We start from the raw sequence: 26,281 nt of genomic DNA, 5'->3' as shown, positions 1-26,281 counted from the left end.
AGTCCTTATCTGAAGAGAATTAGTGCGTGGCGCCACCCGTCACGGCGATGTCATCATCGACCTGTAATGCGGTGGCGATCGCCACTTCCAGCGCCAGACGCACCGTTTCCGCCGCCATACTGGGCGCCCCCGGATGCGCCGCCGCCTGCTGCGGCAAATAAGGAATATGGATGAATCCCCCTTTCACCTCCGCAATGCCGCTCAGTTTATGCAGCAATCCGTACATCACATGGTTGCAGACAAACGTCCCCGCCGTCTGTGATACCGACGCTGGCACGCCCGCTTCACGCATCGCGGCCACCATCGCTTTGATCGGCAGCGTGCTAAACCAGGCCGCTGGCCCGCCGACAACAATCGGTTCATCCACTGGCTGTTGGCCTTTGTTATCCGGGATACGGGCGTCGTCAACGTTGATAGCCACGCGCTCAACGGTGATATCCGACCGTCCGCCCGCCTGACCGATCGCCAGCACCAGCGACGGCGAGAGCGTATCAATGGCGGAATTCAGCACACTGAGCGACTCGCCAAACACACACGGCAACTGGCGCGCCACTACGCGACACCCGGCGATGACAGCATTGTCGAGCTGCGAGACCACTTCCCAGGAAGGGTTAACCCGCTCGCCGCCGAAGGGCTCAAACCCGGTGATTAATACCGTTTTCATCCGTCCTCCTTACAGGAACATCAGGAAATACATCAGGAACACGTTAACGAGCAGTAACAGTACGCCGGTCGGCACCTGCGCTTTAATGACCGCATTTTTATCCGGCAGTTCCAGCAGCGCGGCAGGCACAATGTTAAAGTTCGCCGCCATCGGCGTCATCAGCGTGCCGCAATAGCCGGAGAACATCCCGATGGCCGCCATCACCGCCGGATTCCCGCCGTGCTGGAGCACCAGAATCGGAATGCCAATCCCCGCCGTGACAATCGGGAAGGCGGCAAACGCATTGCCCATCACCATCGTCAGCAGAGCCATCCCAATGGTATACACCGCCACCGCGATAAAGCGGCTGTCGACGGCCAGATACTCTTGCGTAAGATACGAAATTCCGCTGCCGACGCCTGCCGCCGTAAACAGCAGCCCTAACGTCGCGAGGATCTGCGGCAGAATAAATGCCCAACCGATGGAATCCAGCAGGCGACGTGCCTCCTGAACTGGCTGATGCACCTTCTCATGGGTCATTTTAATCGCCATACCCAGACCAATCAGCGAGCCTGCGGTCATTGAGAACAGCGTCACCAGCGTGGCGTGATTGCCCGGTCCAAACAGGGCGTCCTGCAATCCCGGAATATGGTTGAACATCAGCACGCCAATCACGGTGACCACCGGAATGGCCAGCGCCGGATAAAACAGGCGGTTCCCAAGACGCGTGGCGCTCTCTTCACGCTGCTCGCGGGTGCGCTGATGATAACTCCCCAGCTTCACGCCGCCAAAACCGGCGATCAGCGCCATGAGCACCACCGCGACGCCCACGGCAATGTTGACCGTACGTTTGTCGCCCACCAGTTGATACGTCCAGTCGCCCAGCAGGAACAGCAGTCCGTAAACGCCCCAGAATAACCCGGTCGTCAGCCGACGTGGGTTGGCTTTGTCCTGCCAGGACATGATGGCGACAATCAGCAGAACGATCCCCGCCAACCAGTAGAGGTAGCTTTGTTGAAAATTCATTGCGCCTCTCCTTTGCGGGTGTCGACAGAACCGGCTTTCGCCATCTCGCGTTGCAGATAGTTATCCAACCGCCACAGTCGCGTGCCGTGGATCACGAAGGCGCACAGGGCCGTCGGGATCCCCCACAGGGCTATGTGCAGCGGCTCGGTCTGAATGCCGCCGGACTCCAGCATAAAGTTGTGCATGAAGATAATCGCGCCGAACGCCACGAAGATATCCTCGCCAAAAAAGAGCCCCACGTTATCCGTCGCCGCCGACATCGCCCGCAGGCGGTAGCGCACCGCGCCGGGCAATGTCCCATACGTTTTCTCCGCCGCCCCTTCCGCCATTGGCGCTAACAGTGGGCGCACCATTTGCGGATGTCCACCCAGGCTGGTCAGCCCCAGCGCGGCGGTAGCTTCACGAATAAACAGATAAACAATCAGCAGGCGGCCTGACGTGGCGCTTTGAATTTTGGCAATCCACGCCTGGGCGCGTTCTTTCAGACCGTGACGCTCGAGCAGGCCGATCACCGCCAGCGGGATCAGCAGGATAAACGGCAGGTTGCGGGTGTTGAGAAAACCTTCACCCAGTTTTTCGAGGATCGTGGCGAACGGCATTTGCGCCGCCAGTCCCGTGACGATCCCGGCGACAATGACCACCAGCACCGGGTTAAAACGTAAAAGAAATCCGACCACAATGACGGCTATGCCCATCAGTGGCCAGAGAGTTATTGCATCTCCCATAATCCATTCCTGTATGTTGTGTTTTGTTGTGGTGTTTTTATATGCACAGCCCCTCTGCGGGGGCTGCGTCAGTTTTTATGCGACAATCTTAATCCCGCGAGCTTCAAACGCCGAGCGTAAACGTCGGGCGAAGGCCAGCGCGTGTTCGCCATCGCCATGAATGCAGACCGTCTGCGCGATGACGCTTGCCCATTCACCGGTGAGGCTTTTCACGCGTCCATGCTCAACCATCCCCAACGTTTGCGCCAGCGACTGTTCTTCGTCTTCAATCAACGCGCCCGGCTGGCTACGCGGCACCAGGCTGCCATCCGCCTGATAGCCACGATCGGCAAACACCTCCTGGCGCGTGGCGAGACCGTAACGCTCACCCGCGCGGATCAGTTCACTTCCCGCCAGGCCGACCAGAATCAGCGCCGGATCGCAGGCGTGCACCGCCTTCGCAATGGCATCCGCCAGTTGCGGATCTTTCGCCGCCTGGTTGTAGAGCATGCCGTGAGGTTTCACATGGCGCATGACACCGCCCTCCGCCCGGGTCATTGCCGCCAGCGCGCCGATTTGATACAGCGTTTGTGCATAAACCGTTTGTGCAGGCAGCGTCATCGCCGTACGACCAAAGTTTTCCCGGTCCGGAAAGCTCGGGTGTGCGCCAATGGCCACGCCATTTTTCAGCGCTTCACGCACGCTTGCCAGCATGGTTTGCGCATCGCCGGCATGAAATCCGCAGGCAATGTTGGCCGATGAGACCAGCGTCAGCAGCTCTCCATCGCTGGCGCAGCCTTCGCCGAGGTCCGCATTTAAATCAATGTTCATCGTTAAGTCGCCATGAGAGTTGTTCCAGATAGCGCTGTTGGTCCTGACGCGCTTTTAGCGCCTCCTCCAGCGAACACTGAACAAAGTGAATGGGTTGACCGAGCGGGATTTGCGCCAGATGGTACATGTCGGCCTCGATAATACAGGCGATGCGCGGATAGCCGCCGGTCGTCTGGGCATCGTTCATCAACACAATCGGCTGGCCGTTGTGCGGAACCTGAACCACACCAGGCAGCAGACCGTGCGACACCAGTTCCCGATCCGTTGTTCGCGTCAGCGGTTGCCCCTGCAGGCGATAGCCCATCCGGTTACTCTGCGGACTGAGATGCCACGGCGATCGCCAGAATGACTCCTGCGAAACCGCGTCAAATTCGTGGTACTCCGGCCCCGGCAGCGCCCGAATGCGATTACCCCACAATAGCTGTTTTACCCCCAGCGCCTCCCTGAACGCGCGGCGGGGTTTGCCGATGGCCAACCGGTCACCATCTTTGAGCAGACGACCTTCCAGCCCGCCAATGCCCACTTTGAGATCGGTACTGCATGACCCCATCACTTCCGGCACGTCAATGCCGCCCGCCAGCGCAAGATAGCTGCGCATACCGTGCTGCGGACGCTTCAGCGCCAGGCGCTGGCCCGCTTTTACCGGCAGACGCCAGCCCGTCCAGACGGGGTGATTATCCAGTCGCGCTTCACATCCCGCCCCGGTCAGGGCAAACCAGCCGTCGGTTTCAAACTCCACCACCAGTTGCCCAAGGGTAATTTCCAGCACGGGCGCACTGGCCTCATTGCCCACCAACAGATTGGCGATTTGCATCGCGGGTTTATCCAGCGCGCCACAGTGGCTGACGCCCGATTGACGAAAACCGTGACGACCGCCGTCCTGAACCGAGGTGTACAGTCCCGCGCGAATAATATTCAGCATACCCCCTCCTTCTGCGGGATAAAGCGCACGCTATCGCCGGGGCGCAGGAGAACCGGTTGCTCTTTTTTCGGATCGAACAGCGGCAGCGCGGTGTGTCCAATCAGTTGCCAGCCGCCTGGCGTTGGCAGCGGATAAATGCCGGTTTGCGGCCCGCCGATCCCCACCGAACCTGCCGGAACGATCAGCCGCGGCTCTGCGCGCCTTGGCGTGTGTAGCGGTTCCGGTAAGCTGCCGAGATACGGGAATCCCGGCTGAAAACCTAAAAACCAGACCACGTACTCGACCGACGCGTGCAGTTCCACCACCTGCTTTTCGCTCATACCGCTGTGGCGGGCAACGTCTGCCAGATCGGGCCCCCCTGCGCCGCCGTAGGTCACCGGAATTTCGATATAGCGCGAGTCAGGCTCCAGCGCCTCACTCTCCTCCCACCAGCGTTGCAGGCGTTCAATCGCATCCAGCGCCAGCGTTTGCGGGTCGCGCAGGATCACGGTGATATTGTTCATTCCAGGAATGGCCTCAACGACATTGGGCGTCTCAACCAAACGCTGGGCCAGTCGCCAGATACGTTTCTGACTCGCCAGCGTCACCGGCGGCTCAAGCTCCAGCACCACCGCCGTTTCACCTAACAGATAACAACGCGCTCGTTGCACTTGCGTTCCTCTTGTTCTTACCACCCGCTTCATCAGGCGTTATTGTCGCAGCCAGTCTGGACTCGGACAGCGCGCAAAAACCGGAGCGTACAGGAAGTACGTGAGGATTTTGAGCACTGCCCAGGGCCAGAATGGCAAGTAAAATAGCCCTTATGAGGCGGGTTATGCAGGGTTGGGAATATCAATAAACGTCACATCCAGATCGGTATTTTCATTCAGCCATTCACTGAGCGCGCGGATCCCGCCACGTTCGGTGGCGTGATGCCCGGCGGCGTAAAAATGCAGCCCCTGTTCACGGGCAGAGTGGATGGTTTGTTCGGAAACTTCGCCGGTAATAAAGGCGTCGACGCCAGCCTGCGCGGCGCTGTCGATGAAGCTTTGTCCGCCGCCGGTGCACCAGGCGACGCGTTTAACGGTATCCGGCCCGGTATCACCACACCATAGCGGCTTGCGCCCAAGACGCGCTTCAATCCACGACGCCAGTTCCAGCCCCGGCACCGGAATCGCCAGTTCGCCCCAGGGAACCAGCGGCTCGATTTCACCCATCACAGTGATCCCCAGCAGGGCCGCCAGCTGTGCGTTGTTGCCCAGTTCAGGATGCGCATCCAGCGGGAGATGCCAGCCGTAGAGGTTAATATCATTCGCCAGCAACGTTTTCAGGCGATTGCGCTTCATCCCACGAATCACCGGGGACTCGCCTTTCCAGAAATAACCATGATGAACGATGACCGCATCGGCCTGCAGACGCACCGCTTCATCCAGTAACGCCTGACTGGCGGTCACGCCGGTGACAATTTTCTGCACCGTCTCTTTACCTTCAACCTGTAAACCGTTTGGCGCGTAGTCGCTGATGGCGGCGCTGTTCAGTTTCTCGTTGATCAGTTGTTCCAGTTCGGTGTTTTTCATCATCGAGCCCTTGTTTATTTATGCACTCCGTTAACATAACGTCCCTGTGCCTGTTCGTCGATAGACAATTATTAGCCATATTAAGAAACCATCGCCCGGTGTTAAACCCTAAAAAAGATGTGTGGTTACGGACATCTTCCTGAATAGTTATGGCGTCAGACCGCATAGTCATCATCCGCTTTTTCGCGCGGCCTCATACGCGGCGAGCGTTTCCGTGCGCGCCTGTTTGTGATCGACAATGGGCTGCGGATAGTCGAGCGTGATGCCTGCTTTCGTCGCCCATTTCCACGGTTCGTGGATAGCCTTACCCGGTACATCGCTAAGTTCGGGGATCCACTGGCGGATAAACTCACCGTCGCGGTCGAACTTTTCGCCCTGCGTCGTTGGGTTAAAAATACGGAAATACGGCGCGGCGTCGGTTCCGGTGGAGGCCGCCCACTGCCAGCCGCCGTTATTCGCGGCGAGATCGCCATCAATCAGTTGCGACATGAAATAACGCTCGCCTTTACGCCAGTCAATCAGCAGATCTTTCACCAGGAAGCTGGCCGTAATCATCCGTAGACGGTTATGCATCCAGCCGGTGGCGTTCAGTTGCCGCATCGCCGCATCGACAATCGGATAGCCCGTTTTTCCCTCCTGCCAGGCCTGCAAGTGGGCCGCGCTGTCCCGCCAGCGCACGCGATCGGTCCAGAGAATAAAGGGGCGGTGTTTGCACAGTTTGGGATAGTACGTCAGCAGATGGCGGTAAAATTCGCGCCAGATAAGTTCGTTCAGCCAGACGCAGCCCGCGCCGCCGTCCAGCGCCTGCGGCTGTTCTGCCAGCAGGCGATGCAAACACTGACGCGGCGATAAGCCTCCCGTTGCCAGACTGGCGGACAAACGGCTGGTGCCTTCAATTGCCGGGAAGTCACGACGTTCGTCGTACTCACCCGCGCCCTGCTGGCAAAACTGACGCAGTCGGGCAATCGCGGCTTTCTCGTCCACCGGGAAAAGCGTCGGGTCAAATTCCTGCTGCGGATAGTTAAGGCGAAGCGGAGGTAACGATGACGAAACCTCATGCCCCTCACGCCGTTGGGGCGCGGGAACGCACTCTGGCATCCCCTCCTTCAGCCGTTTTAACCAGGCGTTTTTAAACGGCGTGAAGACTTTATACATCTCATGATTGCCCGTCATCACCGAACCTGGCGGCAGGATCACGCTGTCATCAAACCCTTCGCAAACCACATTGGGTAACGCGCGTTCCACTGCCGCATCGCGCTCACGCTCATTCACTTCGTACTGGTAGTGGTAGAAAAGATGACTGACGTCCTGCTGCTCACACACCGATTTCACCACGTCGATGCTGGCCGCAAAATCATCGACCTCCTCAAACAGCAGCGGAATGCCCTTTTCCGCCAGCGCCTTTTGTAAGGCGGTCAACTGAGCCTGGATAAAGGCGGCCTGTCGCGGTGACATCTCATGGTTCGCCCACTGTTCAGGCGTGGAGATAAACAGCGCCATGACGCGCGCGGTGCGGTGGCGACAGGCGGCGGCGAGGGCAAGATGGTCATGCAAACGGAGATCGCGGCGAAACCAGACCAGATGGGTGGACATAACACTCCCGAATGAATCAAAGAATTAACGTTCAGTACGTAAACGCAGAATCGCAGGCCAGAGTTCAAAATAACGCTGCCCAGAAAGCCAGAGGTGCGGGTATTGCCGCATATAGTGTTTGATGAGCATCAGCGGCGCAAGCAGGGGCTGCGTTCCGCACCGGTACGCATCGATAAGTGAAGTCAGCTCACGCCGCTGTGAGTGCGTAAGCTGTTGACGGAAATAGCCCTGAACGTGCATCAGCACGTTGGTATGGTTACGCCGGGTGGAACGGTGTGACAGTAGCTGCGCCACACGCTGACGGTAGGCGGTAAAAAAAGCCTCAAGATTGTCCCATTCATGGACGGCCGCCACAAACGGCCCCAACTGGCGATACTCGGGCTGGGAGTGTGCCAGCATCAGCAGCTTGTAACGGCTGTGCCAGGCGATCAACGCCGCACGCGTTAAGCCTTGCTGATGTAATACGTACAGTTCATGCAGCGCGTAGATCCGCACCAGTTCATTTTCGTCAATCTGCGGTCGGCCTTCGCCTGAATCCAACACCGCGCCCCCTGACAAGCAGGCACTGAGGCCAACAGGGATTTTCTCGCTCATGACAGCTCCTTTTGCATTTCACTGTATCAGTGTAGACGCCGGAGCATAAAAAAAACCGCCACATTGCTGTTGGCGGTTTTTCTGAACGCGATTGTCTTAGTAGAAATCGCCGGTGGCTTTTTCAGCCTGATCCATCCACACCGGTTTATCGCTGGTTTTTGACCAGACGCGATGTAAATAGCTATAAAAACGGGCGCGGTCTTTCCAGAACAACATGACCGGCAGCGCCAGCACCCCAGCCACAATGGCGAAAGTACGGCGTAACAATACAACATGTGCTGGATATTCTTTGTACAACCCCATGATTCTCTCCCCTTTATCTGGCCGGTAATCATCACCGGTAAAGTCAAATTGGTTATCTGCTGAAAATAGTACCGCTTTGCGTGTAATTTTACTACTCATCCGACCACTTATTTTTAGCTATTTACGCTTTGTTTATCTTTATCGCGTAATAAAGTTACAAGAAGGTTAAATTAATACTAACCATTAGTTAAACAATGGTCTTTGCCATTTTTATACTTTTTTTACACCCCCGACGCCGATTTTTGCGAAATCTTTGCAGCCAGATATTTACGCTTTGTTTATCTCATTTATGCCACTGGAGGTGCACCGTGAGTGCAGGCGTGATAATTGGCATCGTGCTGATTTTCTTATTATTAGGTTACCTGGTGTATGCATTAATCAATGCGGAGGCGTTCTGATGGCTGCGCAAGGATTTTTACTCATCGTCAGTTTCCTGGTGATTCTATTCGTGCTCGCAAGATCGTTAGGTGCGGGCCTGGCGCGGCTGATCGGCAACAATTCACTGCCTGGTACAGCGGGCGTTGAGCGCCTGATCTGGCGTGGACTGGGCATTTCGTCACACGAGATGAACTGGAAGCAGTACCTGCTGGCGATCCTCGGGCTGAACGTGCTGGGGCTGGTCATCCTGTTTCTGCTGTTGCTGTGGCAAAACCTTCTGCCGCTAAATCCTCAACAGTTGCCTGGCCTGTCGTGGCATCTGGCGCTCAACACCGCGGTCAGCTTTGTTGCTAACACCAACTGGCAGTCCTACAGCGGAGAAACCACCTTAAGCTACTTCAGCCAGATGGCCGGACTGACTGTACAAAACTTTTTATCTGCCGCAACCGGGATCGCCGTGGTATTTGCCCTGATCCGCGCCTTTACGCGCCAGAGCATGAGCACGCTGGGCAATGCGTGGGTCGATCTGGTGCGTATTACGCTGTGGATCTTATGCCCCATCGCGCTGGTGATTGCGCTGTTTTTTATTCAGCAAGGCAGCCTGCAAAACCTGTTGCCCTATCAACCCTTCACCACTCTGGAAGGCGTGCAACAGCTGTTGCCGATGGGGCCGGTGGCCTCGCAGGAAGCCATCAAAATGCTGGGAACCAACGGCGGAGGTTTCTTTAACGCCAACTCTGCGCACCCGTTCGAAAACCCGACTGCGCTGACCAACATGGTGCAAATGCTGGCGATCTTTTTAATTCCAGCCGCGCTCTGTTTCGCGTTTGGCGACGCGGCAGGCGATCGTCGTCAGGGACGGATGCTGCTGTCGGCCATGTCGCTCATCTTTATCGTCTGCGTTGCCGTGGTGATGTGGGCAGAGGTTCAGGGCAACCCGCATCTGCTGCAGTTTGGCGCAGATTCCAGTCTCAATATGGAAGGTAAAGAGAGCCGTTTTGGCGTGCTGGTGAGCAGTCTGTTTGCCGTGGTCACGACGGCGGCCTCGTGCGGCGCGGTGATCGCGATGCACGACTCGTTTACTGCGCTGGGCGGCATGGTGCCAATGTGGCTGATGCAGATTGGCGAAGTGGTGTTCGGCGGCGTCGGTTCGGGTCTTTACGGCATGCTGCTGTTCGTGCTGCTGGCGGTGTTTATCGCCGGACTGATGATTGGCCGCACGCCGGAATACCTGGGCAAAAAGATCGACGTTCGCGAGATGAAAATGACCGCGCTGGCGATTCTGGTGACCCCGGCTCTGGTCTTGCTTGGCGCCGCGCTCGCCATGATGACCGATGCGGGACGCAGCGCCATGCTCAATCCCGGTCCGCACGGCTTTAGCGAAGTGTTGTACGCCGTCTCTTCAGCCGCCAACAACAACGGCAGCGCCTTTGCCGGTCTGAGCGCCAACACCCCGTTCTGGAACTGCCTGCTGGCGTTCTGCATGTTTGTCGGTCGCTTCGGGGTCATCATCCCGGTGATGGCGATTGCCGGGTCGCTGGTGGCGAAAAAAAGCCAACCGGCCAGTCCTGGTACGCTGGCGACGCACGGCGCGCTGTTTATCGGTTTACTGGTAGGCACCGTGCTGTTAGTCGGCGCCCTGACTTTTATTCCTGCACTGGCGCTTGGCCCAGTCGCTGAACACCTTTCCTTACGCTGAGTAATGCGGAGCAGAATGTTATGAGTCGCAAACAACTGGCGCTGTTCGAACCCTCTCTGGTCGCTCAGGCGCTGATGGACGCAGTGAAAAAATTAAGCCCACATACCCAGTGGCGCAACCCGGTGATGTTCATCGTCTGGATTGGCAGTCTGCTGACCACCGTTATCGCGCTGGCGATGGTGACGGGACAGATGGGGGGCAATGCGCTGTTTACCGGGGCAATCAGTTTGTGGCTGTGGGTCACCGTACTGTTTGCCAACTTTGCCGAAGCGCTCGCCGAGGGGCGCAGTAAAGCGCAGGCCAATAGCCTCAAAGGGGTTAAAAAAACCGCCTTCGCCCGCAAACTGCGTGAGCCGAAATACGGGGCGAAGATGGACCACGTCCCTGCTGATGAGCTACGCAAAGGCGACATTGTGCTGGTGGAAGCAGGCGATATCATTCCCTGCGACGGCGAAGTCATTGAAGGCGGTGCCTCGGTGGATGAAAGCGCCATTACCGGCGAGTCCGCGCCGGTTATCCGCGAGTCCGGCGGTGATTTCGCCTCGGTAACCGGCGGGACGCGTATTCTCTCCGACTGGCTAGTGATCGAATGCAGCGTAAACCCCGGCGAAACCTTCCTTGACCGGATGATCGCCATGGTCGAAGGCGCACAGCGTCGTAAAACACCCAATGAGATTGCCCTGACCATTTTGTTGATTGCCCTGACGATTGTCTTTTTACTGGCAACCGCCACGCTGTGGCCGTTTTCGGCCTGGGGCGGTCACGCGGTCAGCGTCACGGTGCTGGTCGCTCTGCTGGTTTGCCTGATCCCAACAACCATCGGCGGGTTGCTCTCCGCCATTGGCGTCGCCGGGATGAGTCGTATGCTCGGCGCGAACGTCATCGCCACCAGCGGACGCGCAGTGGAGGCCGCAGGCGACGTGGACGTACTGCTGCTGGACAAAACCGGCACCATCACGCTGGGCAACCGTCAGGCCTCGGACTTCCTGCCTGCCCAGGGCGTGGATGAAAAAACGCTGGCCGACGCCGCACAGCTTTCTTCATTAGCCGATGAAACGCCGGAAGGCCGCAGCATCGTGATCCTCGCCAAGCAGCGGTTTAATCTGCGCGAGCGCGACGTGCAGTCGCTGCATGCCACCTTTGTTCCCTTTACCGCCCAGAGCCGCATGAGCGGCATTAACATCGACAACCGGATGATTCGTAAAGGCTCCGTCGATGCCATCCGTCGCCACGTTGAGACCAACGGTGGCCAGTTCCCGGTGGATGTTGAGCAGAAAGTGGATAGCGTCGCCCGTCAGGGCGCCACGCCGCTGGTGGTGGTGGAAGGTTCCCGTGTACTCGGCGTGATCGCGCTGAAGGATATCGTCAAAGGCGGGATAAAAGAGCGCTTTGCCCAGTTGCGTAAAATGGGCATCAAAACGGTGATGATTACCGGCGATAACCGCCTGACCGCCGCCGCCATCGCCGCCGAAGCGGGCGTAGATGACTTCCTTGCCGAAGCGACGCCGGAGGCCAAACTGGCGCTCATCCGCCAGTACCAGGAGGAAGGCCGCTTAGTGGCAATGACCGGCGATGGCACCAACGACGCTCCGGCGCTGGCCCAGGCCGATGTCGCGGTAGCGATGAACTCCGGTACGCAGGCAGCAAAAGAAGCAGGCAACATGGTGGATCTCGACTCTAACCCCACCAAGCTTATCGAAGTGGTGCACATCGGCAAGCAGATGCTGATGACGCGCGGTTCGCTGACCACCTTCAGTATCGCCAACGACGTGGCGAAGTACTTCGCGATCATTCCGGCCGCTTTCGCCGCGACGTATCCGCAACTGAATGTGCTGAACATTATGCGTCTGCATTCGCCTGATTCGGCCATTCTGAGCGCGGTGATTTTTAACGCCTTGATCATTGTTTTTCTGATCCCGCTGGCGCTGAAAGGCGTGAGCTACAAGCCGCTTTCCGCGTCTGCCATGCTGCGGCGTAACCTGTGGATCTACGGTCTGGGTGGTCTGGTTGTGCCGTTTATCGGCATCAAAGTGATTGATTTACTGCTGACCCTGCTGGGTCTGGTGTGAGGTGTCTGATGAGTGGTTTACGTCCGTTGTTCTCAACAATGATTTTCCTGATGCTGCTGACGGGCGGCGTGTATCCGCTGCTGACCACTGCGCTGGGGCAATGGTGGTTCCCGCATCAGGCTAACGGTTCACTGATTCGGGATGACCTCGGGGTGCGGGGTTCTGCGCTGATTGGGCAGAACTTTACCGCCGAAGGCTATTTCCAGGGACGGCCTTCGGCTACCGCTGAAATGCCCTATAATCCCATGGCTTCCGGCGGCAGTAATCTCGCCGTCAGTAACCCGGAACTGGATAAACAACTGCAAAGCCGAGTCGCCGCCCTGCGCGCCGCCAACCCGCAGGCCAGTCGTAGCGTACCGGTGGAACTGGTCACTGCCTCCGCGAGCGGTCTGGACAACAACCTGACGCCTGCTGCGGTGGCGTGGCAAATCCCTCGCGTGGCGCAGGCCCGCCATCTCACCATTGAACAGGTGACGCGACTGGTTGCAGAATACACGCAGAAACCGCTGGTGAGCTTTATCGGCCAACCGGTCGTGAATATTGTCGAACTCAATTTAGCGCTGGACAGGCTCTGATGGTCAATGATGAACCGATACGCCCCGATCCCGATCGCCTGCTGGAGCAGGCGGTTGCGCCGCATCGCGGAAAACTGAAAATTTTCTTCGGCGCCTGTGCGGGCGTCGGGAAAACCTGGGCTATGCTCGCCGAGGCCCAACGCCTGCGCGCACAGGGACTGGACATCCTGATTGGCGTGGTGGAGACACACGGACGTAAAGAGACTGCCGCCCTGCTGGACGGTCTCAGCATCCTGCCGCTTAAGTGGCAGGCACGCCACGGACGGCATATCAGCGAGTTCGATCTCGATGCGGCGCTTGCCCGCCGCCCGGCGCTAATCTTAATGGATGAACTGGCGCACAGTAATGCGCCAGGCTCGCGCCATCCCAAACGCTGGCAGGATATTGAAGAACTGCTCGATGCCGGTATCGATGTCTTTACCACCGTCAACGTGCAGCATCTTGAAAGCCTGAACGACGTGGTCAGCGGCGTGACGGGGATTCAGGTGCGCGAAACCGTACCGGATCCGTTTTTTGACGCTGCCGACGAGGTGGTGCTGGTCGATTTACCTCCTGACGATCTGCGCCAGCGCCTGAAAGAGGGCAAAGTCTATATCGCCGGGCAGGCCGAGCGCGCTATCGAACACTTCTTTCGCAAGGGCAATTTAATCGCCCTGCGCGAACTGGCGCTGCGCCGTACCGCCGATCGGGTGGACGATCAGATGCGCGCATGGCGGGGCCGTCCAGGTGAAGAGAAGGTCTGGCATACGCGTGATGCCATTCTGCTCTGCATTGGTCACAACACCGGCAGTGAAAAACTGGTGCGCACCGCCGCGCGTCTGGCATCGCGACTGGGCAGCGTCTGGCACGCCGTCTACGTCGAAACACCGGCGCTGCATCGCCTGCCCGAAAAGCAGCGTCGTAATATTCTGCATGCCCTGCGACTGGCGCAGGAGTTAGGCGCGGAAACCGCCACGCTGTCCGACCCCAGTGAAGACAAAGCGGTGGTCCGCTACGCCCGCGAGCACAATCTAGGAAAAATAGTGCTGGGACGCCCGACCACGCGGCGCTGGTGGCACCGCGATTCTTTTGCCGACCGCCTGGCGAAACGCGCGCCGGAACTGGATTTGATGGTTGTGGCCCTGGACGATCCGCCGGTCAGGGCGCTGACGACAATGCCCGACACCCGCGTCTTTAAGGACAAATGGCGCGTACAAATTCAGGGCAGCCTGGTCGCCGTCGCGCTCTGCGCCCTAACCACGTTTATTGCCAGCCAGTGGCTTGCCGCCTTTGATGCGGCTAACCTGGTGATGCTCTATCTGCTCGGCGTGGTGGTGATCGCGCTCTTCTATGGTCGCTGGCCGTCGGTGTTTGCCACCGTGATTAGCGTGGTCAGTTTTGACCTGTTCTTCATTGCGCCACGAGGCACGCTTGCCGTTTCAGACGTGCAGTATCTCCTTACCTTTGGCGTCATGCTGACCGTGGGACTGATTGTCGGTAACCTGACGGCGGGGGTACGTTATCAGGCTCGCGTCGCGCGCTATCGGGAACAGCGAACGCGCCATCTTTATGAAATGTCAAAAGCGCTGGCGATGGGACGCAGTACGCACGATATCGCCACCACCAGCGAACAATTTATTGCCTCCACGTTTCATGCCCGCAGCCAGATTTTGTTGCCGGATGAAGAGGGCAAACTGAGCGCCCTCACTCACCAGCAGGGAATGACGCCCTGGGATGATGCCATTGCCCGCTGGAGCTTTGATAAAGGGTTACCGGCGGGTGCCGGCACCGATACCCTGCCCGGCGTGCCGTACCAGATCCTGCCCTTACGCAGTGCCGACAAAACGCACGGACTGGTGGTTGTCGAACCAGGCAATCTGCGCCAGTTGATGATCCCCGAGCAGCAGCGACTGCTGGAAACCTTCACCCTGCTGGTAGCGAATGCGCTGGAACGCCTGACCTTAACGGCCAGCGAAGAACTGGCGCGACTGGCCAGCGAACGGGAAAGCCTGCGAAACGCCCTGCTCGCCGCGCTTTCTCACGACCTGCGTACCCCGCTGACCGTGCTGTTTGGCCAGGCGGAAATTCTCACGCTCGACCTCGCCAGCGAAGGCTCGCCTCATGCCAGACAGGCCAGCGAAATTCGCCAGCATGTGCTGAATACCACCCGTCTGGTGAATAATCTGCTGGATATGGCGCGCATTCAGTCTGGCGGTTTCAACCTCAAAAAAGAGTGGCTGACGCTGGAAGAAGTGGTCGGCAGCGCGCTTAAAATGCTGGAACCAGGCCTGGTTCATCCGGTGAATCTCTCCCTGCCCGCGCCGCTGACGCTCATTCACGTCGATGGTCCGCTGTTCGAGCGGGTGCTGATTAACCTGCTGGAAAACGCCATTAAATATGCCGGACCGCAGGCGGAGATCGGCATCGACGCCCACGTTGCGGACAAGCATCTGCAACTTGACGTCTGGGATAACGGGCCGGGCATTCCGCAGGGTCAGGAGCAGCGCGTTTTCGACAAATTCGCCCGGGGGAACAAAGAGTCAGCGGTGCCGGGCGTCGGACTGGGGCTGGCCATTTGTCGGGCGATAGTGGAAGTGCACGGCGGGACAATTGCCGTCTATAATCGCCCTCAGGGCGGTGCCTGTTTCCGTGTTACACTGTTACAAGAAGCCCCGCCAGAACTTGAAGATTTTCATGAGGATATGTGACAAACGTTCTGATTGTTGAAGATGAGCAAGCCATTCGCCGCTTTCTGCGTACCGCGCTGGAAGCCGATGGTCTGCGCGTGTACGAAGCCGAGACCCTTCAGCGCGGCTTGCTGGAGGCGGCAACGCGCAAGCCCGATCTTATTATTCTCGATCTCGGCCTGCCGGATGGCGACGGCATTGATTTCATTCGCGACCTGCGACAGTGGAGCGCCGTCCCGGTGATTGTGCTCTCTGCGCGTAGTGAAGAGAGTGACAAAATTGCCGCGCTGGATGCGGGTGCCGATGACTATCTGAGCAAGCCTTTTGGCATTGGCGAGTTACAGGCGCGCCTGCGCGTTGCCCTGCGTCGTCATTCCGCCACTCCCTCTCCCGAACCGGTGGTGCGCTTTTCCGATGTGGTGGTGGACCTCGCCGCACATCTGATTCATCGAGGTGAAACGGAGATCCACCTGACGCCGATTGAGTTTCGCCTGCTGGCCGTATTGCTCAACAACGCCGGAAAAGTACTTACCCAGCGCCAGTTGTTGAACCAGGTCTGGGGACCGAACGCCGTTGAACACAGCCACTATTTGCGTATTTATATGGGTCACCTGCGACAGAAACTGGAGCATGATCCCGCGCGCCCCCGCCACTTCATTACCGAAACCGGCATTGGCTATCGTTTTATGCCGTGAATGGTTATTCATTATTTTTAAATAAAACAAAATAATATTTTTATTATTTTTCGTGTCATAATTTCATATATTATCCGACACAAGTAAAATCCCATCAAAATAATAAAGCACACATATATAACATACAAATAACAATTCGATATCTTATCGCACGATATGCATAAACAGCGACTAATTATTTTTAAAATGATCGTTTATTATTGATCTTCTTCACAGAACAACGCCATTTCCTGGATAAAATACCCTCACCTTCCACTCATCCAGTAAAGGTAAGCAAAATGGAAAATAATAGTCGTACAATGCCCCATATCAGGCGAACAACGCATATTATGATGTTTGCCCACCGTAATAGTTTTGACTTTCATTTCTTTAATGCCCGTTAGTCTTTCGACTATGGGCACTCCAGCATACAGGTCTTCCTGACTCGCTGTATCACAGGCTCATGCCTGTATTCCTCAGTGCTCACTCTGCTTAAGCCTTGATTCGCCTGTGACCGGACAGGTAAGGTTTTTTGCATCCTAAAAAAAGCAATTTACTGATTTATTTATCAGGGGACAAACTTTGCTTTTATTCCGGAGTTATCAGTTTCTCATTCGAGAAATTGAGGACCTGCTATTACCTGAGAATAAAGAGATGAAAATGTCTGAATTAAAAATTGCCGTGAGTCGTTCTTGCCCTGACTGTTTTTCTACACAACGCACGATTGTGAATGTTGATGAAAGCCATTTTATTGACGTGGCCGCAGTGGTGTTATCTGTCAATGATATTGAACGTGGAAAACTCGATGAAATTGACGCGACCGGCTACGGTATTCCCGTCTTCATCGCCACCGAAGAGGAAGAGCGCGTTCCGGCAGAATATCTGCCACGCATTTCGGGCGTATTTGAATGTCACGAAGCCCGTACCGCGTTCTACGGTCGTCAGTTAGAAACGGCAGCCAGTCATTACGAAACGCAATTACGCCCCCCGTTCTTCCGCGCGCTGGTTGACTATGTTAACCAGGGGAACAGCGCCTTCGACTGCCCAGGACACCAGGGTGGCGAGTTTTTCCGCCGTCACCCGGCAGGCAACCAGTTCGTGGAATATTTTGGCGAAGCGCTTTTCCGCTCCGACCTGTGTAATGCCGACGTGGCAATGGGCGATTTGCTGATCCACGAAGGCGCGCCGTGCATTGCCCAGCAGCATGCCGCGAAGGTGTTTAATGCCGATAAAACCTACTTTGTGCTGAACGGAACCTCTTCATCCAACAAAGTGGTGCTTAACGCGCTGCTCACTCCGGGCGATCTGGTGCTCTTCGATCGCAACAACCATAAGTCAAACCATCACGGCGCGTTATTGCAGGCAGGCGCAACGCCGGTCTACCTGGAAACAGCGCGTAACCCGTACGGCTTTATCGGCGGGATTGATGCCCACTGTTTTGAAGAGAGCTATCTGCGTGAGTTAGTCAGCGAAGTGGCACCACAACGTTCCCGGGATGCGCGCCCGTTCCGTCTTGCCGTCATCCAGTTAGGTACCTATGACGGCACGATTTATAACGCACGTCAGGTGGTGGATAAGATTGGTCATCTTTGTGACTACATCCTGTTCGACTCCGCCTGGGTAGGCTATGAGCAGTTTATCCCGATGATGGCGGATTGCTCTCCACTTCTGCTGGAACTGAACGAAAACGATCCGGGTATTCTGGTGACGCAGTCGGTTCACAAGCAGCAGGCAGGCTTCTCCCAGACCTCGCAAATTCACAAAAAAGACAGCCATATCAAAGGCCAGTCGCGGTATGTCCCCCATAAACGCATGAATAATGCGTTTATGATGCACGCCTCCACCAGCCCGTTCTATCCGCTGTTTGCGGCGCTGGATATTAACGCCAAAATGCACGAAGGCGTCAGTGGTCGCAATATGTGGATGGATTGCGTGGCGAACGGTATCGACGCCCGTAAGCTGATCCTCGATAACTGCCAGCATATTCGCCCGTTCGTTCCGCAATGGATCGAGGGTAAACCGTGGCAGTCTTACCCTACTGCGGAAATTGCGAATGACCTGCGCTTCTTCCACTTCGTCCCGGGTGAACGCTGGCATGCGTTTGAAGGTTACGCCGAGCATCAATACTTTGTTGACCCCTGCAAACTGCTGCTGACCACGCCGGGGATCAACGCACATAGCGGCGAATATGACACCTTCGGCGTCCCGGCAACCATCCTTGCCAACTTCCTGCGTGAAAACGGCGTGGTGCCGGAGAAATGCGACCTCAACTCGATCCTGTTCCTGCTGACCCCGGCAGAAGACATGGCGAAACTGCAACAGCTCGTCGCCCTGCTGGTGCGCTTCGAGCGGTTGCTGGAGTCTGATGCGCCACTGGCTGATGTCCTGCCGTCGCTCTACAAACAGCACGAAGCGCGCTATGCCGGTTATACCCTGCGCCAGTTGTGTCAGGAGATGCATGACCTGTACGCACGTCACAACGTGAAGCAACTGCAAAAAGAGATGTTCCGTAAATCGCATTTCCCGCGCGTCAGCATGAACCCGCAGGATGCCAACTACGCGTATCTGCGTGGTGAAGTGGATCTGGTGCCTCTGCCAGAAGCCGAAGGTCGCATTGCTGCTGAAGGCGCACTCCCTTACCCGCCAGGCGTGTTGTGCGTGGTTCCGGGGGAAGTCTGGGGCGGCGCGGTACTGCGTTATTTCAGCGCGCTGGAGGAAGGGATCAACCTGCTGCCCGGTTTTGCGCCGGAACTTCAGGGTGTGTACGTCAAAGAGTGCGATGGTCGCAAACAGGTGTGGTGCTACGTGATTAAACCTCGCGAAGCACAGACTGGCCTGTTAAAAGGAGAAGCATTATGAGTAAAGCCAAATCCAATAAAATGGGCGTGATGCAACTCACCATCCTGACCATGGTCAATATGATGGGTTCCGGGATTATCATGCTGCCGACCAAACTGGCTGAAGTCGGCACCATTTCGATTATCTCCTGGCTGGTTACCGCTGTCGGTTCCATGGCGCTGGCCTGGGCGTTCGCCAAGTGTGGCATGTTTAGCCGTAAATCCGGCGGGATGGGTGGCTACGCGGAATATGCGTTTGGTAAATCCGGCAACTTTATGGCGAATTACACCTATGGGGTGTCGCTGTTGATTGCCAACGTCGCTATCGCTATCTCCGCCGTGGGTTATGGTACCGAGCTTTTTGGCGCTAGTCTCACCCCGGTGCAAATCGGTCTCGCCACCATTGGCGTGCTGTGGATCTGTACGGTTGCTAACTTTGGTGGTGCGCGCATTACCGGACAGATCAGCAGTATCACCGTCTGGGGCGTGATCATTCCGGTTGTCGGCCTGTGCATCATCGGCTGGTTCTGGTTTAGCCCAACCCTGTACGCCAACTCCTGGAACCCGCATCACGTACCGTTCTTCACGGCGGTTGGTTCGTCTATCGCGATGACGCTGTGGGCGTTCCTCGGTCTTGAATCGGCGTGTGCTAACGCGGAAGTCGTCGAAAACCCTGAAAAGAACGTCCCGATTGCCGTACTGGGCGGGACGTTGGGTGCGGCGGTGATTTACATCGTCTCCACCAACGTGATTGCCGGGATTGTACCTAACATGGATCTGGCAAACTCGACCGCTCCGTTTGGTCTGGCATTTGCGCAGATGTTCACACCGGAAGTGGGTAAAGTGATCATGGCGCTGATGATCATGTCCTGCTGCGGATCGCTGTTAGGCTGGCAGTTCACGATAGCGCAGGTCTTTAAATCCTCTGCCGACGAAGGCTATTTCCCCAGGATCTTCTCTCGCGTGACTAAAGTCGATGCGCCCGTTCAGGGAATGCTGACGATTGTGGTCATCCAGAGCGGCTTATCGCTGATGACCATCAGCCCGTCGCTGAACAGCCAGTTTAACGTGCTGGTCAACCTGGCCGTGGTAACGAACATCATCCCGTACATCCTGTCGATGGCCGCGCTGGTGATCATTCAGCGAGTGGCGAATGTTCCGGCGGCGAAAGCAAAATCGGCAAACTTCGTGGCGTTCATCGGGGCGATGTACAGTTTCTATGCGCTCTACTCGTCAGGTCAGGAAGCGATGCTGTACGGTTCCATCGTGACCTTCCTCGGCTGGACGTTGTACGGTCTGGTCTCACCGCGCTTTGAACTGAAAAATAAGCACGGTTAACCCGCTATACGACAGTCATAAAAGGCGCCCTATGGCGCCTTTTTTTACTTCCGCAAAAGATAAAGATGAGCACGAAAATGGGGAATCCGGCCGTAACCGCGAACGTTTTTCACAGTCTGTGAAGCTCATCATTAAAACAATGTTTTATTTTTAATGAATTAATGTTCTATTTATTTCCTGAATATCGTAACAATGTTTTATTAGGTTCAGGGGTCGACTAAGACCGAAAACCTCTATCAGGAGATGGACATGAAAAAAGCATTTTGTATGGCGCTCTTGCTGTTAAGCAGCTCTTGCTTTGCACAGAGTACAGACGTTAAAGCGGTAACCGATGCCGTAGAAAGCATGCGTCAGGCGATGCTGAGCGGTGAAAAATCCAGTCTGGAAAAAGTGGGAACCCCCTCCCTGAGCTATGGCCATTCCAGCGGAAGAATTGAAAATAACGCCGAATTTGTTGACGCGATCGTGACAGGAAAATCACAATTTAAGACCTTAAATCTGAACGACCAGACTGTTCAGATTGATGGCGATGTCGCGATCGTCCGCCATATTCTGGAAGCCAAAACAAACGACAGTGGCAAACCAGGCGAAGTGAAAATCGGCGTAATGCTGGTGATGAAAAAAGACAGCGCGGGTGACTGGAAGTTATTAGCGCGTCAGGCGTATAAGCTCCCCCAATAACCACGCGAACGTCCAACATCGTGCGATCGTAGGCCTGATAAGCGAAGCGCCTTCAGGCAATAAAACAACGCCGGATGGCAGCCTACGGGAAAGCGTGCGGGAATAGAAAAAGGAGCCGATCGGCTCCTTTTTTAATGCGACTTTTCAACTCAGGCGTTTTTCAGCACTTCGCTGACAATTTCGACCGCTTCTTTCTCAATCTGCTTGCGATGCTCTTCGCCGAGGAAGCTCTCGCAATAGATCTTGTACGCATCTTCCGTACCGGACGGACGCGCCGCGAACCAGCCGTTGTCGGTCATTACTTTCAGACCGCCAATCGACGCACCGTTACCCGGTGCGGCTGTCAGGCGCGCGGTGATCGGGTCACCTGCCAGCGTGCTGGCGCTGACCATCTCCGGAGACAGTTTAGACAGCGCCGCTTTCTGTGCGGACGTTGCGCCTGCCTGCAGACGGTTGTAGCTCGGCGCGCCAAAACGGGCAGCAAGCTCGTTGTAGTGCTCCTGCGGGTTCTTCCCGGTAACGGCAGTAATTTCCGCCGCCAGCAGGCACATGATGATCCCGTCTTTATCGGTAGACCACGGCGTACCGTCGAAACGCAGGAAGGATGCCCCCGCGCTCTCTTCACCGCCAAAGCCGAAGCTGCCGTCAAACAGACCATCAACAAACCATTTAAAACCCACCGGGACTTCAACCAGTTTGCGACCCAGATCGTTAACCACGCGGTCAATCATGGCTGAAGAGACCAGCGTTTTACCGACCGCCACCTCTTTGCCCCACTGCGGACGATGCTGGAACAGGTAGTTGATCGCCACCGCCAGATAGTGGTTCGGATTCATCAGCCCCGCCGGGGTGACGATGCCGTGACGGTCATAATCGGGATCGTTGGCGAACGCCAGATCGAACTTATCGCGCAGCGCCAGCAGACCAGCCATGGCACATTCAGACGAGCAGTCCATACGGATCGCGCCATCTTTATCGAGGTGCATAAAGCGGAAAGTCTGATCAACCTGATCGTTCACGATGGTCAGGTTCAGTTTGTAATGTTCAGCGATACGTTTCCAGTATTCGATACCGGAGCCACCCAGTGGATCCACGCCCAGTGTCAGACCTGCTTTCTGGATGGCGGCCATGTCGACGATGTCCGCCAGCCCTTCAACAAATGGCTGCACCAGGTCCTGTTCTTTGACATGACCGGACGCCAGCGCCGCATCCAGAGAAATACGCTTCACGCCTTTCAGGTCATCGGCAAGCAGCGCATTCGCGCGGTCTTCCACCACTTTCGTGACGTTCGTATCTGCCGGGCCACCATTTGGCGGATTGTACTTGATCCCACCATCTTCCGGCGGGTTGTGGGACGGGGTAATGACAATACCGTCAGCCAGCGGGCCGCCTTTTTTGTTGTGGACCAGAATTGCATTCGATACGGCTGGCGTTGGGGTAAAACCGTTGTTCTCCTGAACAATCACGTCGACACCGTTCGCTGCGAGCACTTCCAGTACGGAGATAAACGCCGGTTCGGACAGTGCATGGGTGTCTTTACCCACATAGCACGGACCCGTAATGCCGTTTTTCGCACGCTCTTCCGCGATAGCTTGCGCAATCGCCAGAATATGGGGCTCGTTAAAGCTATGACGACCTGCACTGCCACGGTGTCCGGAGGTGCCGAACTTCACCGCGTGTTCCGCATTTCCTTTTGCGGGCTGCAGTACATAGTATTGTGCCGTCAGTTGCGCGACGTTAATCAAATCACTTTGTTGCGCAGGTTTGCCTGCACGGTTGTGGATTGCCATTGCCTGGTCCTTTTCTGCATGGATTAAATTGTTCCGCAAACCTTTTCAATCAATTCCGCCGGGAATTGCATTGACTGCATGATGTGCTCAATCATGCTGCATTTACGGCCGGTGTTGGTGTTGGTGATCACCCAATACGGCGTGCCGGGCACGTGTTTTGGTTTGGTTTGATTACCGTTTTTCAGTAGCGTCTGTTCATCAGACGCAAAATAGACACGCGTACGGCCATGCAACGATTCCGTTGCCTCAGCAAACGCGTGTTGATCCAGTGTATAGAGTGTAGTCAGCACCAGCATAAAGCGGTTAACGGCTTTCTTCTGTTCCGCATATTCATCGGACAGAAGCAGTTCACGCATAGCGCGCACTTTATCTTTGACAAGATTGACGGGTTTCGCCTCTGTAACCACCGGTTGCGCGGCGCGAACCTCTTTTGTCACTGGCGTGACGGGCTGTGATGCGGCGGAAAACTTCAACATACGCCGTAAAATCTCGGATGCGCTCTCGCCGATATGCTTCGTGTGGCTGGCAATATAGCTATAGAGTTCATCATCAACTTCGATCGTTTTCATCTTAATCCAGTGCGGTGTCTTATCTGATCTGAAATACAAATCGTTGGGAGTATAGGGGCAAATCCCAACGGCGAATAGCGTCAAATCTGGCTGAACAAAAAACTCGGAGAAAACCGAAGTGGTTGCAGCCCTGTGGCAGAATGGTCAACATAATACCTTAACCCGACAGAGCGAAAAAAAGAACTTTGCCATGAAATTGAATATCCGAGCGCAATCTGCACAAAACCTGCACAATAATTCTCCCATCGTACTGGTTCACGGTTTATTTGGTAGTCTGGACAACCTGGGCGTGCTTGCGCGCGATCTGGTGGACGATCATGACATCATCCAGGTCGATATGCGTAACCACGGCCTCTCTCCTCGCGATCCGGTGATGAACTACCCGGCGATGGCGCAGGATCTGCTGGATACACTGGATGCGCAACACATCGAAAAAGCCACCTTTATTGGTCATTCGATGGGCGGTAAAGCGGTAATGGCGCTCAGCGCGCTGGCCCCGGAACGCATCGATCGTTTAGTGGCTATTGATATTGCCCCAGTGGATTACCACGTCCGCCGCCACAACGAAATTTTCGCAGCCATCAACGCGGTAACAGCATCAGAGGCAAAAACCCGCCAACAGGCGGCAGCGGTCATGCGCGAATATCTTAATGAAGAAGGCGTGATTCAATTTTTGCTGAAATCGTACGTTGACGGCGAGTGGCGTTTTAACGTGCCGGTACTGTGGGAACAATACCCGCATATCGTCGGCTGGGAGGCGATTCCAGCCTGGGATCATCCGGCGCTGTTTATCCCCGGCGGCAACTCCCCTTATGTCACCGAGGCGTATCGCGCCGATTTACTGGCACAGTTCCCACAGGCGCGTGCGCATGTGATTGCCGGGGCGGGTCACTGGGTACATGCCGAAAAGCCAGAGGCGGTGCTGCGCGCCATTCGTCGTTATCTCAACGAGACGGCTAACTGATTAAAAACTCAGCGTCCGTGCGCGATTACACGTACGAACGTTGGCGCGCCTCATCCGCTGATGTATGATGGCGCGCTATCCATCCGGGCAGAGGCCTGGCTGATTGTTTCCCCGAAGTCACCAAAATCATGGCCAAAGAACAAACGGACCGTACGACACTAGATCTGTTCGCGCACGAGCGTCGCCCGGGACGACCGAAAACCAATCCGCTTTCGCGCGATGAACAACTGCGCATTAACAAGCGTAACCAGCTAAAACGCGACAAAGTTCGTGGTCTTAAGCGTGTCGAGCTCAAACTCAACGCGGAAGCTGTAGACGCGCTAAATAAGCTGGCGGAATCCCGGGAGATGAGCCGCAGCGAACTGATTGAAGAGATACTGATGGCCCAACTGGCGGCGCTACGCGGCCAGGGTCTCGCCTGAAATCCTCCCATCCCCCACTTTCGTGTAGCATGGAGTGCACTCGTATGCGTTTGCTATTTCCGCATACCTGACTGTTCTGCTATGATTGCCGTTATCTGTGGGCAATTCGCCACCACCATTTCAATAAGTTTCAAGAGGTTACTTTACTCATGGCAATCACTGGCATCTTTTTCGGCAGCGATACCGGGAATACCGAAAATATCGCAAAAATGATTCAAAAACAGCTTGGTAAAGACGTTGCCGATGTGCATGACATTGCAAAAAGCAGCAAGGAAGATCTCGAAGGCTATGACATTCTGCTGCTCGGTATCCCAACCTGGTACTACGGTGAAGCGCAGTGCGACTGGGACGACTTCTTCCCGACCCTCGAAGACATTGATTTTAACGGTAAACTGGTTGCGCTGTTTGGCTGCGGCGATCAGGAAGATTATGCCGAATACTTCTGCGACGCGTTAGGCACGATCCGCGATATCATTGAGCCGCGCGGCGCCACTATCGTCGGCCACTGGCCGACCGCAGGCTATCATTTTGAAGCCTCCAAAGGTCTGGCGGATGACGATCATTTTGTCGGTCTGGCAATTGACGAAGACCGCCAGCCGGAACTGACCGCCGAGCGTGTAGAAAAATGGGTGAAACAGATTTCCGAAGAACTGCACCTCGACGACATCATTAATGCCTGATGTACGGCGGCGCAGACAATGTTTGCGCCGCATCAATAGACAGAACCAATCAAAATAATTGCTACAAATTTGTAACTTTCTTGCCCATCCCTGTACAATGTGCGGGAGTTTTTAGGTAGCGCTCTCATTTCCAGGCAATACCGACTATTTATTAACATTTGCCAGAGGCTTGCGGTTTTCATTTAGACACGGCAGTCCTATAATGAAACGCATTATCTCGAGTGCAATTTCTGTCACTTCTTGTATGAAGTGAATCGTTTAGCAACAGGACAGATTCCGCATGACTGACAACAATACCGCATTAAAGAAGGCTGGCCTGAAAGTAACGCTTCCTCGTTTAAAGATCCTGGAAGTTCTTCAGGAACCGGAAAACCATCACGTCAGTGCGGAAGATTTATATAAACGACTGATCGACATGGGTGAAGAAATTGGTCTGGCGACCGTGTATCGCGTGCTGAACCAGTTTGATGACGCCGGGATCGTAACCCGCCACAATTTTGAAGGCGGTAAATCCGTTTTCGAGCTGACCCAGCAGCATCATCACGATCACCTTATTTGCCTCGATTGCGGCAAAGTGATCGAATTCAGTGATGATTCTATTGAAGCGCGCCAGCGTGAGATCGCGGCGAAGCATGGCATTCGTCTGACGAATCATAGCCTTTATCTGTACGGCCACTGCGCTGAAGGTGATTGCCGCGAAGACGAACACGCGCACGACGCGAAATAATTTGCATTATTCTGAAAAGCCAACCTGTCGGTTGGCTTTT

Annotated in this window: 26 protein-coding genes; 14 read left to right on the top strand and 12 right to left on the bottom strand. The window is 55.8% G+C overall.

What is annotated here, in order from left to right; genetic code table 11:
- Window positions 1-19: 19 nt before the first annotated feature.
- From pcp to F384_RS03100, 10 genes are all read right to left on the bottom strand, one after another.
- A complete protein-coding gene (gene pcp / locus F384_RS03145) occupies window positions 20-664 on the bottom strand; it encodes a pyroglutamyl-peptidase I (RefSeq protein ID WP_046477543.1) in 645 nt (214 codons plus the stop codon).
- A gap of 9 nt (window positions 665-673) precedes the next feature.
- A complete protein-coding gene (locus F384_RS03140; RefSeq protein ID WP_046477541.1) occupies window positions 674-1,669 on the bottom strand; it encodes a DUF979 domain-containing protein in 996 nt (331 codons plus the stop codon).
- Window positions 1,666-2,394 (bottom strand): DUF969 domain-containing protein, encoded by a 729-nt coding sequence (locus F384_RS03135; RefSeq protein ID WP_046477539.1) that lies wholly within the window; start codon window positions 2,392-2,394, stop codon window positions 1,666-1,668. The genes F384_RS03140 and F384_RS03135 overlap by 4 nt, the downstream gene beginning before the upstream one ends.
- A gap of 75 nt (window positions 2,395-2,469) precedes the next feature.
- Window positions 2,470-3,204: a 5-oxoprolinase subunit PxpA gene (gene pxpA / locus F384_RS03130; protein WP_046477537.1), complete on the bottom strand. Its 735-nt coding sequence runs from the start codon at window positions 3,202-3,204 to the stop codon at window positions 2,470-2,472.
- On the bottom strand, window positions 3,194-4,126 hold the full coding sequence (gene pxpC / locus F384_RS03125; protein ID WP_046477535.1) for a 5-oxoprolinase subunit PxpC: 933 nt from the start codon (window positions 4,124-4,126) through the stop codon (window positions 3,194-3,196). The genes pxpA and pxpC overlap by 11 nt, the downstream gene beginning before the upstream one ends.
- A complete protein-coding gene (gene pxpB, locus F384_RS03120) occupies window positions 4,120-4,776 on the bottom strand; it encodes a 5-oxoprolinase subunit PxpB (protein WP_046477533.1) in 657 nt (218 codons plus the stop codon). Before pxpB ends, pxpC begins: the two co-directional genes overlap by 7 nt.
- A 162-nt stretch (window positions 4,777-4,938) precedes the next feature.
- Window positions 4,939-5,682, bottom strand: coding sequence for a radiation resistance protein YbgI (gene ybgI / locus F384_RS03115; protein ID WP_046477531.1), 744 nt, complete (start codon window positions 5,680-5,682; stop codon window positions 4,939-4,941).
- A 171-nt stretch (window positions 5,683-5,853) separates the two neighbouring features.
- Complete coding sequence (phrB, locus tag F384_RS03110; RefSeq protein ID WP_046477529.1) at window positions 5,854-7,275, bottom strand: deoxyribodipyrimidine photo-lyase; 1,422 nt, start codon at window positions 7,273-7,275, stop codon at window positions 5,854-5,856.
- A gap of 24 nt (window positions 7,276-7,299) precedes the next feature.
- A complete protein-coding gene (locus tag F384_RS03105) occupies window positions 7,300-7,869 on the bottom strand; it encodes a YbgA family protein (RefSeq protein ID WP_080949865.1) in 570 nt (189 codons plus the stop codon).
- Window positions 7,870-7,965: 96 nt separating this feature from the next.
- Window positions 7,966-8,172 carry a YbfA family protein gene (locus F384_RS03100; RefSeq protein WP_046477528.1) on the bottom strand — a complete coding sequence of 69 codons (207 nt, stop codon included), beginning with the start codon at window positions 8,170-8,172 and terminating at the stop codon, window positions 7,966-7,968.
- 308 nt (window positions 8,173-8,480) lie between these two features.
- Between F384_RS03100 and kdpF the strand changes: the two genes are divergently transcribed.
- The 10 genes from kdpF (at window position 8,481) to F384_RS03055 (ending at window position 21,089) form a co-directional block, all read left to right on the top strand.
- Window positions 8,481-8,570, top strand: a complete 90-nt coding sequence (gene kdpF / locus F384_RS03095) for a K(+)-transporting ATPase subunit F (protein ID WP_042285393.1) — start codon at window positions 8,481-8,483, stop codon at window positions 8,568-8,570.
- Window positions 8,570-10,249, top strand: a complete 1,680-nt coding sequence (kdpA, locus tag F384_RS03090) for a potassium-transporting ATPase subunit KdpA (protein ID WP_046477526.1) — start codon at window positions 8,570-8,572, stop codon at window positions 10,247-10,249. Before kdpF ends, kdpA begins: the two co-directional genes overlap by 1 nt.
- A gap of 20 nt (window positions 10,250-10,269) precedes the next feature.
- A complete protein-coding gene (kdpB, locus tag F384_RS03085) occupies window positions 10,270-12,318 on the top strand; it encodes a potassium-transporting ATPase subunit KdpB (protein WP_046477525.1) in 2,049 nt (682 codons plus the stop codon).
- Window positions 12,319-12,326: 8 nt separating this feature from the next.
- On the top strand, window positions 12,327-12,893 hold the full coding sequence (kdpC, locus tag F384_RS03080) for a potassium-transporting ATPase subunit KdpC (protein ID WP_046477523.1): 567 nt from the start codon (window positions 12,327-12,329) through the stop codon (window positions 12,891-12,893).
- Window positions 12,893-15,580 carry a two-component system sensor histidine kinase KdpD gene (gene kdpD, locus F384_RS03075; protein WP_046477521.1) on the top strand — a complete coding sequence of 896 codons (2,688 nt, stop codon included), beginning with the start codon at window positions 12,893-12,895 and terminating at the stop codon, window positions 15,578-15,580. Before kdpC ends, kdpD begins: the two co-directional genes overlap by 1 nt.
- Window positions 15,577-16,254 carry a two-component system response regulator KdpE gene (kdpE, locus tag F384_RS03070; protein WP_046477519.1) on the top strand — a complete coding sequence of 226 codons (678 nt, stop codon included), beginning with the start codon at window positions 15,577-15,579 and terminating at the stop codon, window positions 16,252-16,254. Before kdpD ends, kdpE begins: the two co-directional genes overlap by 4 nt.
- Before the next feature lie 278 nt (window positions 16,255-16,532).
- Window positions 16,533-16,637 (top strand): leader peptide SpeFL, encoded by a 105-nt coding sequence (gene speFL / locus F384_RS29740; RefSeq protein WP_114149115.1) that lies wholly within the window; start codon window positions 16,533-16,535, stop codon window positions 16,635-16,637.
- A 256-nt stretch (window positions 16,638-16,893) separates the two neighbouring features.
- Window positions 16,894-19,092 carry an ornithine decarboxylase SpeF gene (gene speF / locus F384_RS03065; protein WP_046497676.1) on the top strand — a complete coding sequence of 733 codons (2,199 nt, stop codon included), beginning with the start codon at window positions 16,894-16,896 and terminating at the stop codon, window positions 19,090-19,092.
- A complete protein-coding gene (gene potE, locus F384_RS03060; RefSeq protein ID WP_046477516.1) occupies window positions 19,089-20,408 on the top strand; it encodes a putrescine-ornithine antiporter in 1,320 nt (439 codons plus the stop codon). Before speF ends, potE begins: the two co-directional genes overlap by 4 nt.
- Window positions 20,409-20,657: 249 nt before the next feature.
- Window positions 20,658-21,089 (top strand): nuclear transport factor 2 family protein, encoded by a 432-nt coding sequence (locus F384_RS03055; RefSeq protein ID WP_046477512.1) that lies wholly within the window; start codon window positions 20,658-20,660, stop codon window positions 21,087-21,089.
- A 149-nt stretch (window positions 21,090-21,238) separates the two neighbouring features.
- Here the strand turns inward: F384_RS03055 and pgm are convergent, their stop codons facing one another.
- Entirely contained in the window at window positions 21,239-22,879 is a 1,641-nt protein-coding gene (pgm, locus tag F384_RS03050) for a phosphoglucomutase (alpha-D-glucose-1,6-bisphosphate-dependent) (RefSeq protein WP_046477508.1), read from the bottom strand.
- 23 nt (window positions 22,880-22,902) lie between these two features.
- Complete coding sequence (gene seqA / locus F384_RS03045; protein ID WP_046477506.1) at window positions 22,903-23,448, bottom strand: replication initiation negative regulator SeqA; 546 nt, start codon at window positions 23,446-23,448, stop codon at window positions 22,903-22,905.
- Between the two features lie 190 nt (window positions 23,449-23,638).
- Between seqA and ybfF the strand changes: the two genes are divergently transcribed.
- The 4 genes from ybfF to fur all read left to right on the top strand — a co-directional run bounded on the left by ybfF (window position 23,639) and on the right by fur (window position 26,241).
- Window positions 23,639-24,412: an esterase gene (ybfF, locus tag F384_RS03040; RefSeq protein ID WP_046497673.1), complete on the top strand. Its 774-nt coding sequence runs from the start codon at window positions 23,639-23,641 to the stop codon at window positions 24,410-24,412.
- A 128-nt stretch (window positions 24,413-24,540) separates the two neighbouring features.
- Window positions 24,541-24,834, top strand: coding sequence for a LexA regulated protein (gene ybfE / locus F384_RS03035; protein WP_046477504.1), 294 nt, complete (start codon window positions 24,541-24,543; stop codon window positions 24,832-24,834).
- A 149-nt stretch (window positions 24,835-24,983) separates the two neighbouring features.
- Window positions 24,984-25,514 carry a flavodoxin FldA gene (gene fldA, locus F384_RS03030; RefSeq protein ID WP_046477502.1) on the top strand — a complete coding sequence of 177 codons (531 nt, stop codon included), beginning with the start codon at window positions 24,984-24,986 and terminating at the stop codon, window positions 25,512-25,514.
- A 280-nt stretch (window positions 25,515-25,794) separates the two neighbouring features.
- Complete coding sequence (gene fur / locus F384_RS03025; protein WP_046477500.1) at window positions 25,795-26,241, top strand: ferric iron uptake transcriptional regulator; 447 nt, start codon at window positions 25,795-25,797, stop codon at window positions 26,239-26,241.
- The last annotated feature ends 40 nt before the right edge of the window (window positions 26,242-26,281 follow it).

The sequence above is a fragment of the Citrobacter amalonaticus Y19 genome (assembly GCF_000981805.1).
Taxonomy (GTDB): Bacteria; Pseudomonadota; Gammaproteobacteria; order Enterobacterales; family Enterobacteriaceae; genus Citrobacter_A; species Citrobacter_A amalonaticus_C.
Note: the sequence above shows the minus strand (reverse complement) of the source record. Positions and strands in the feature narration are given on the sequence as shown.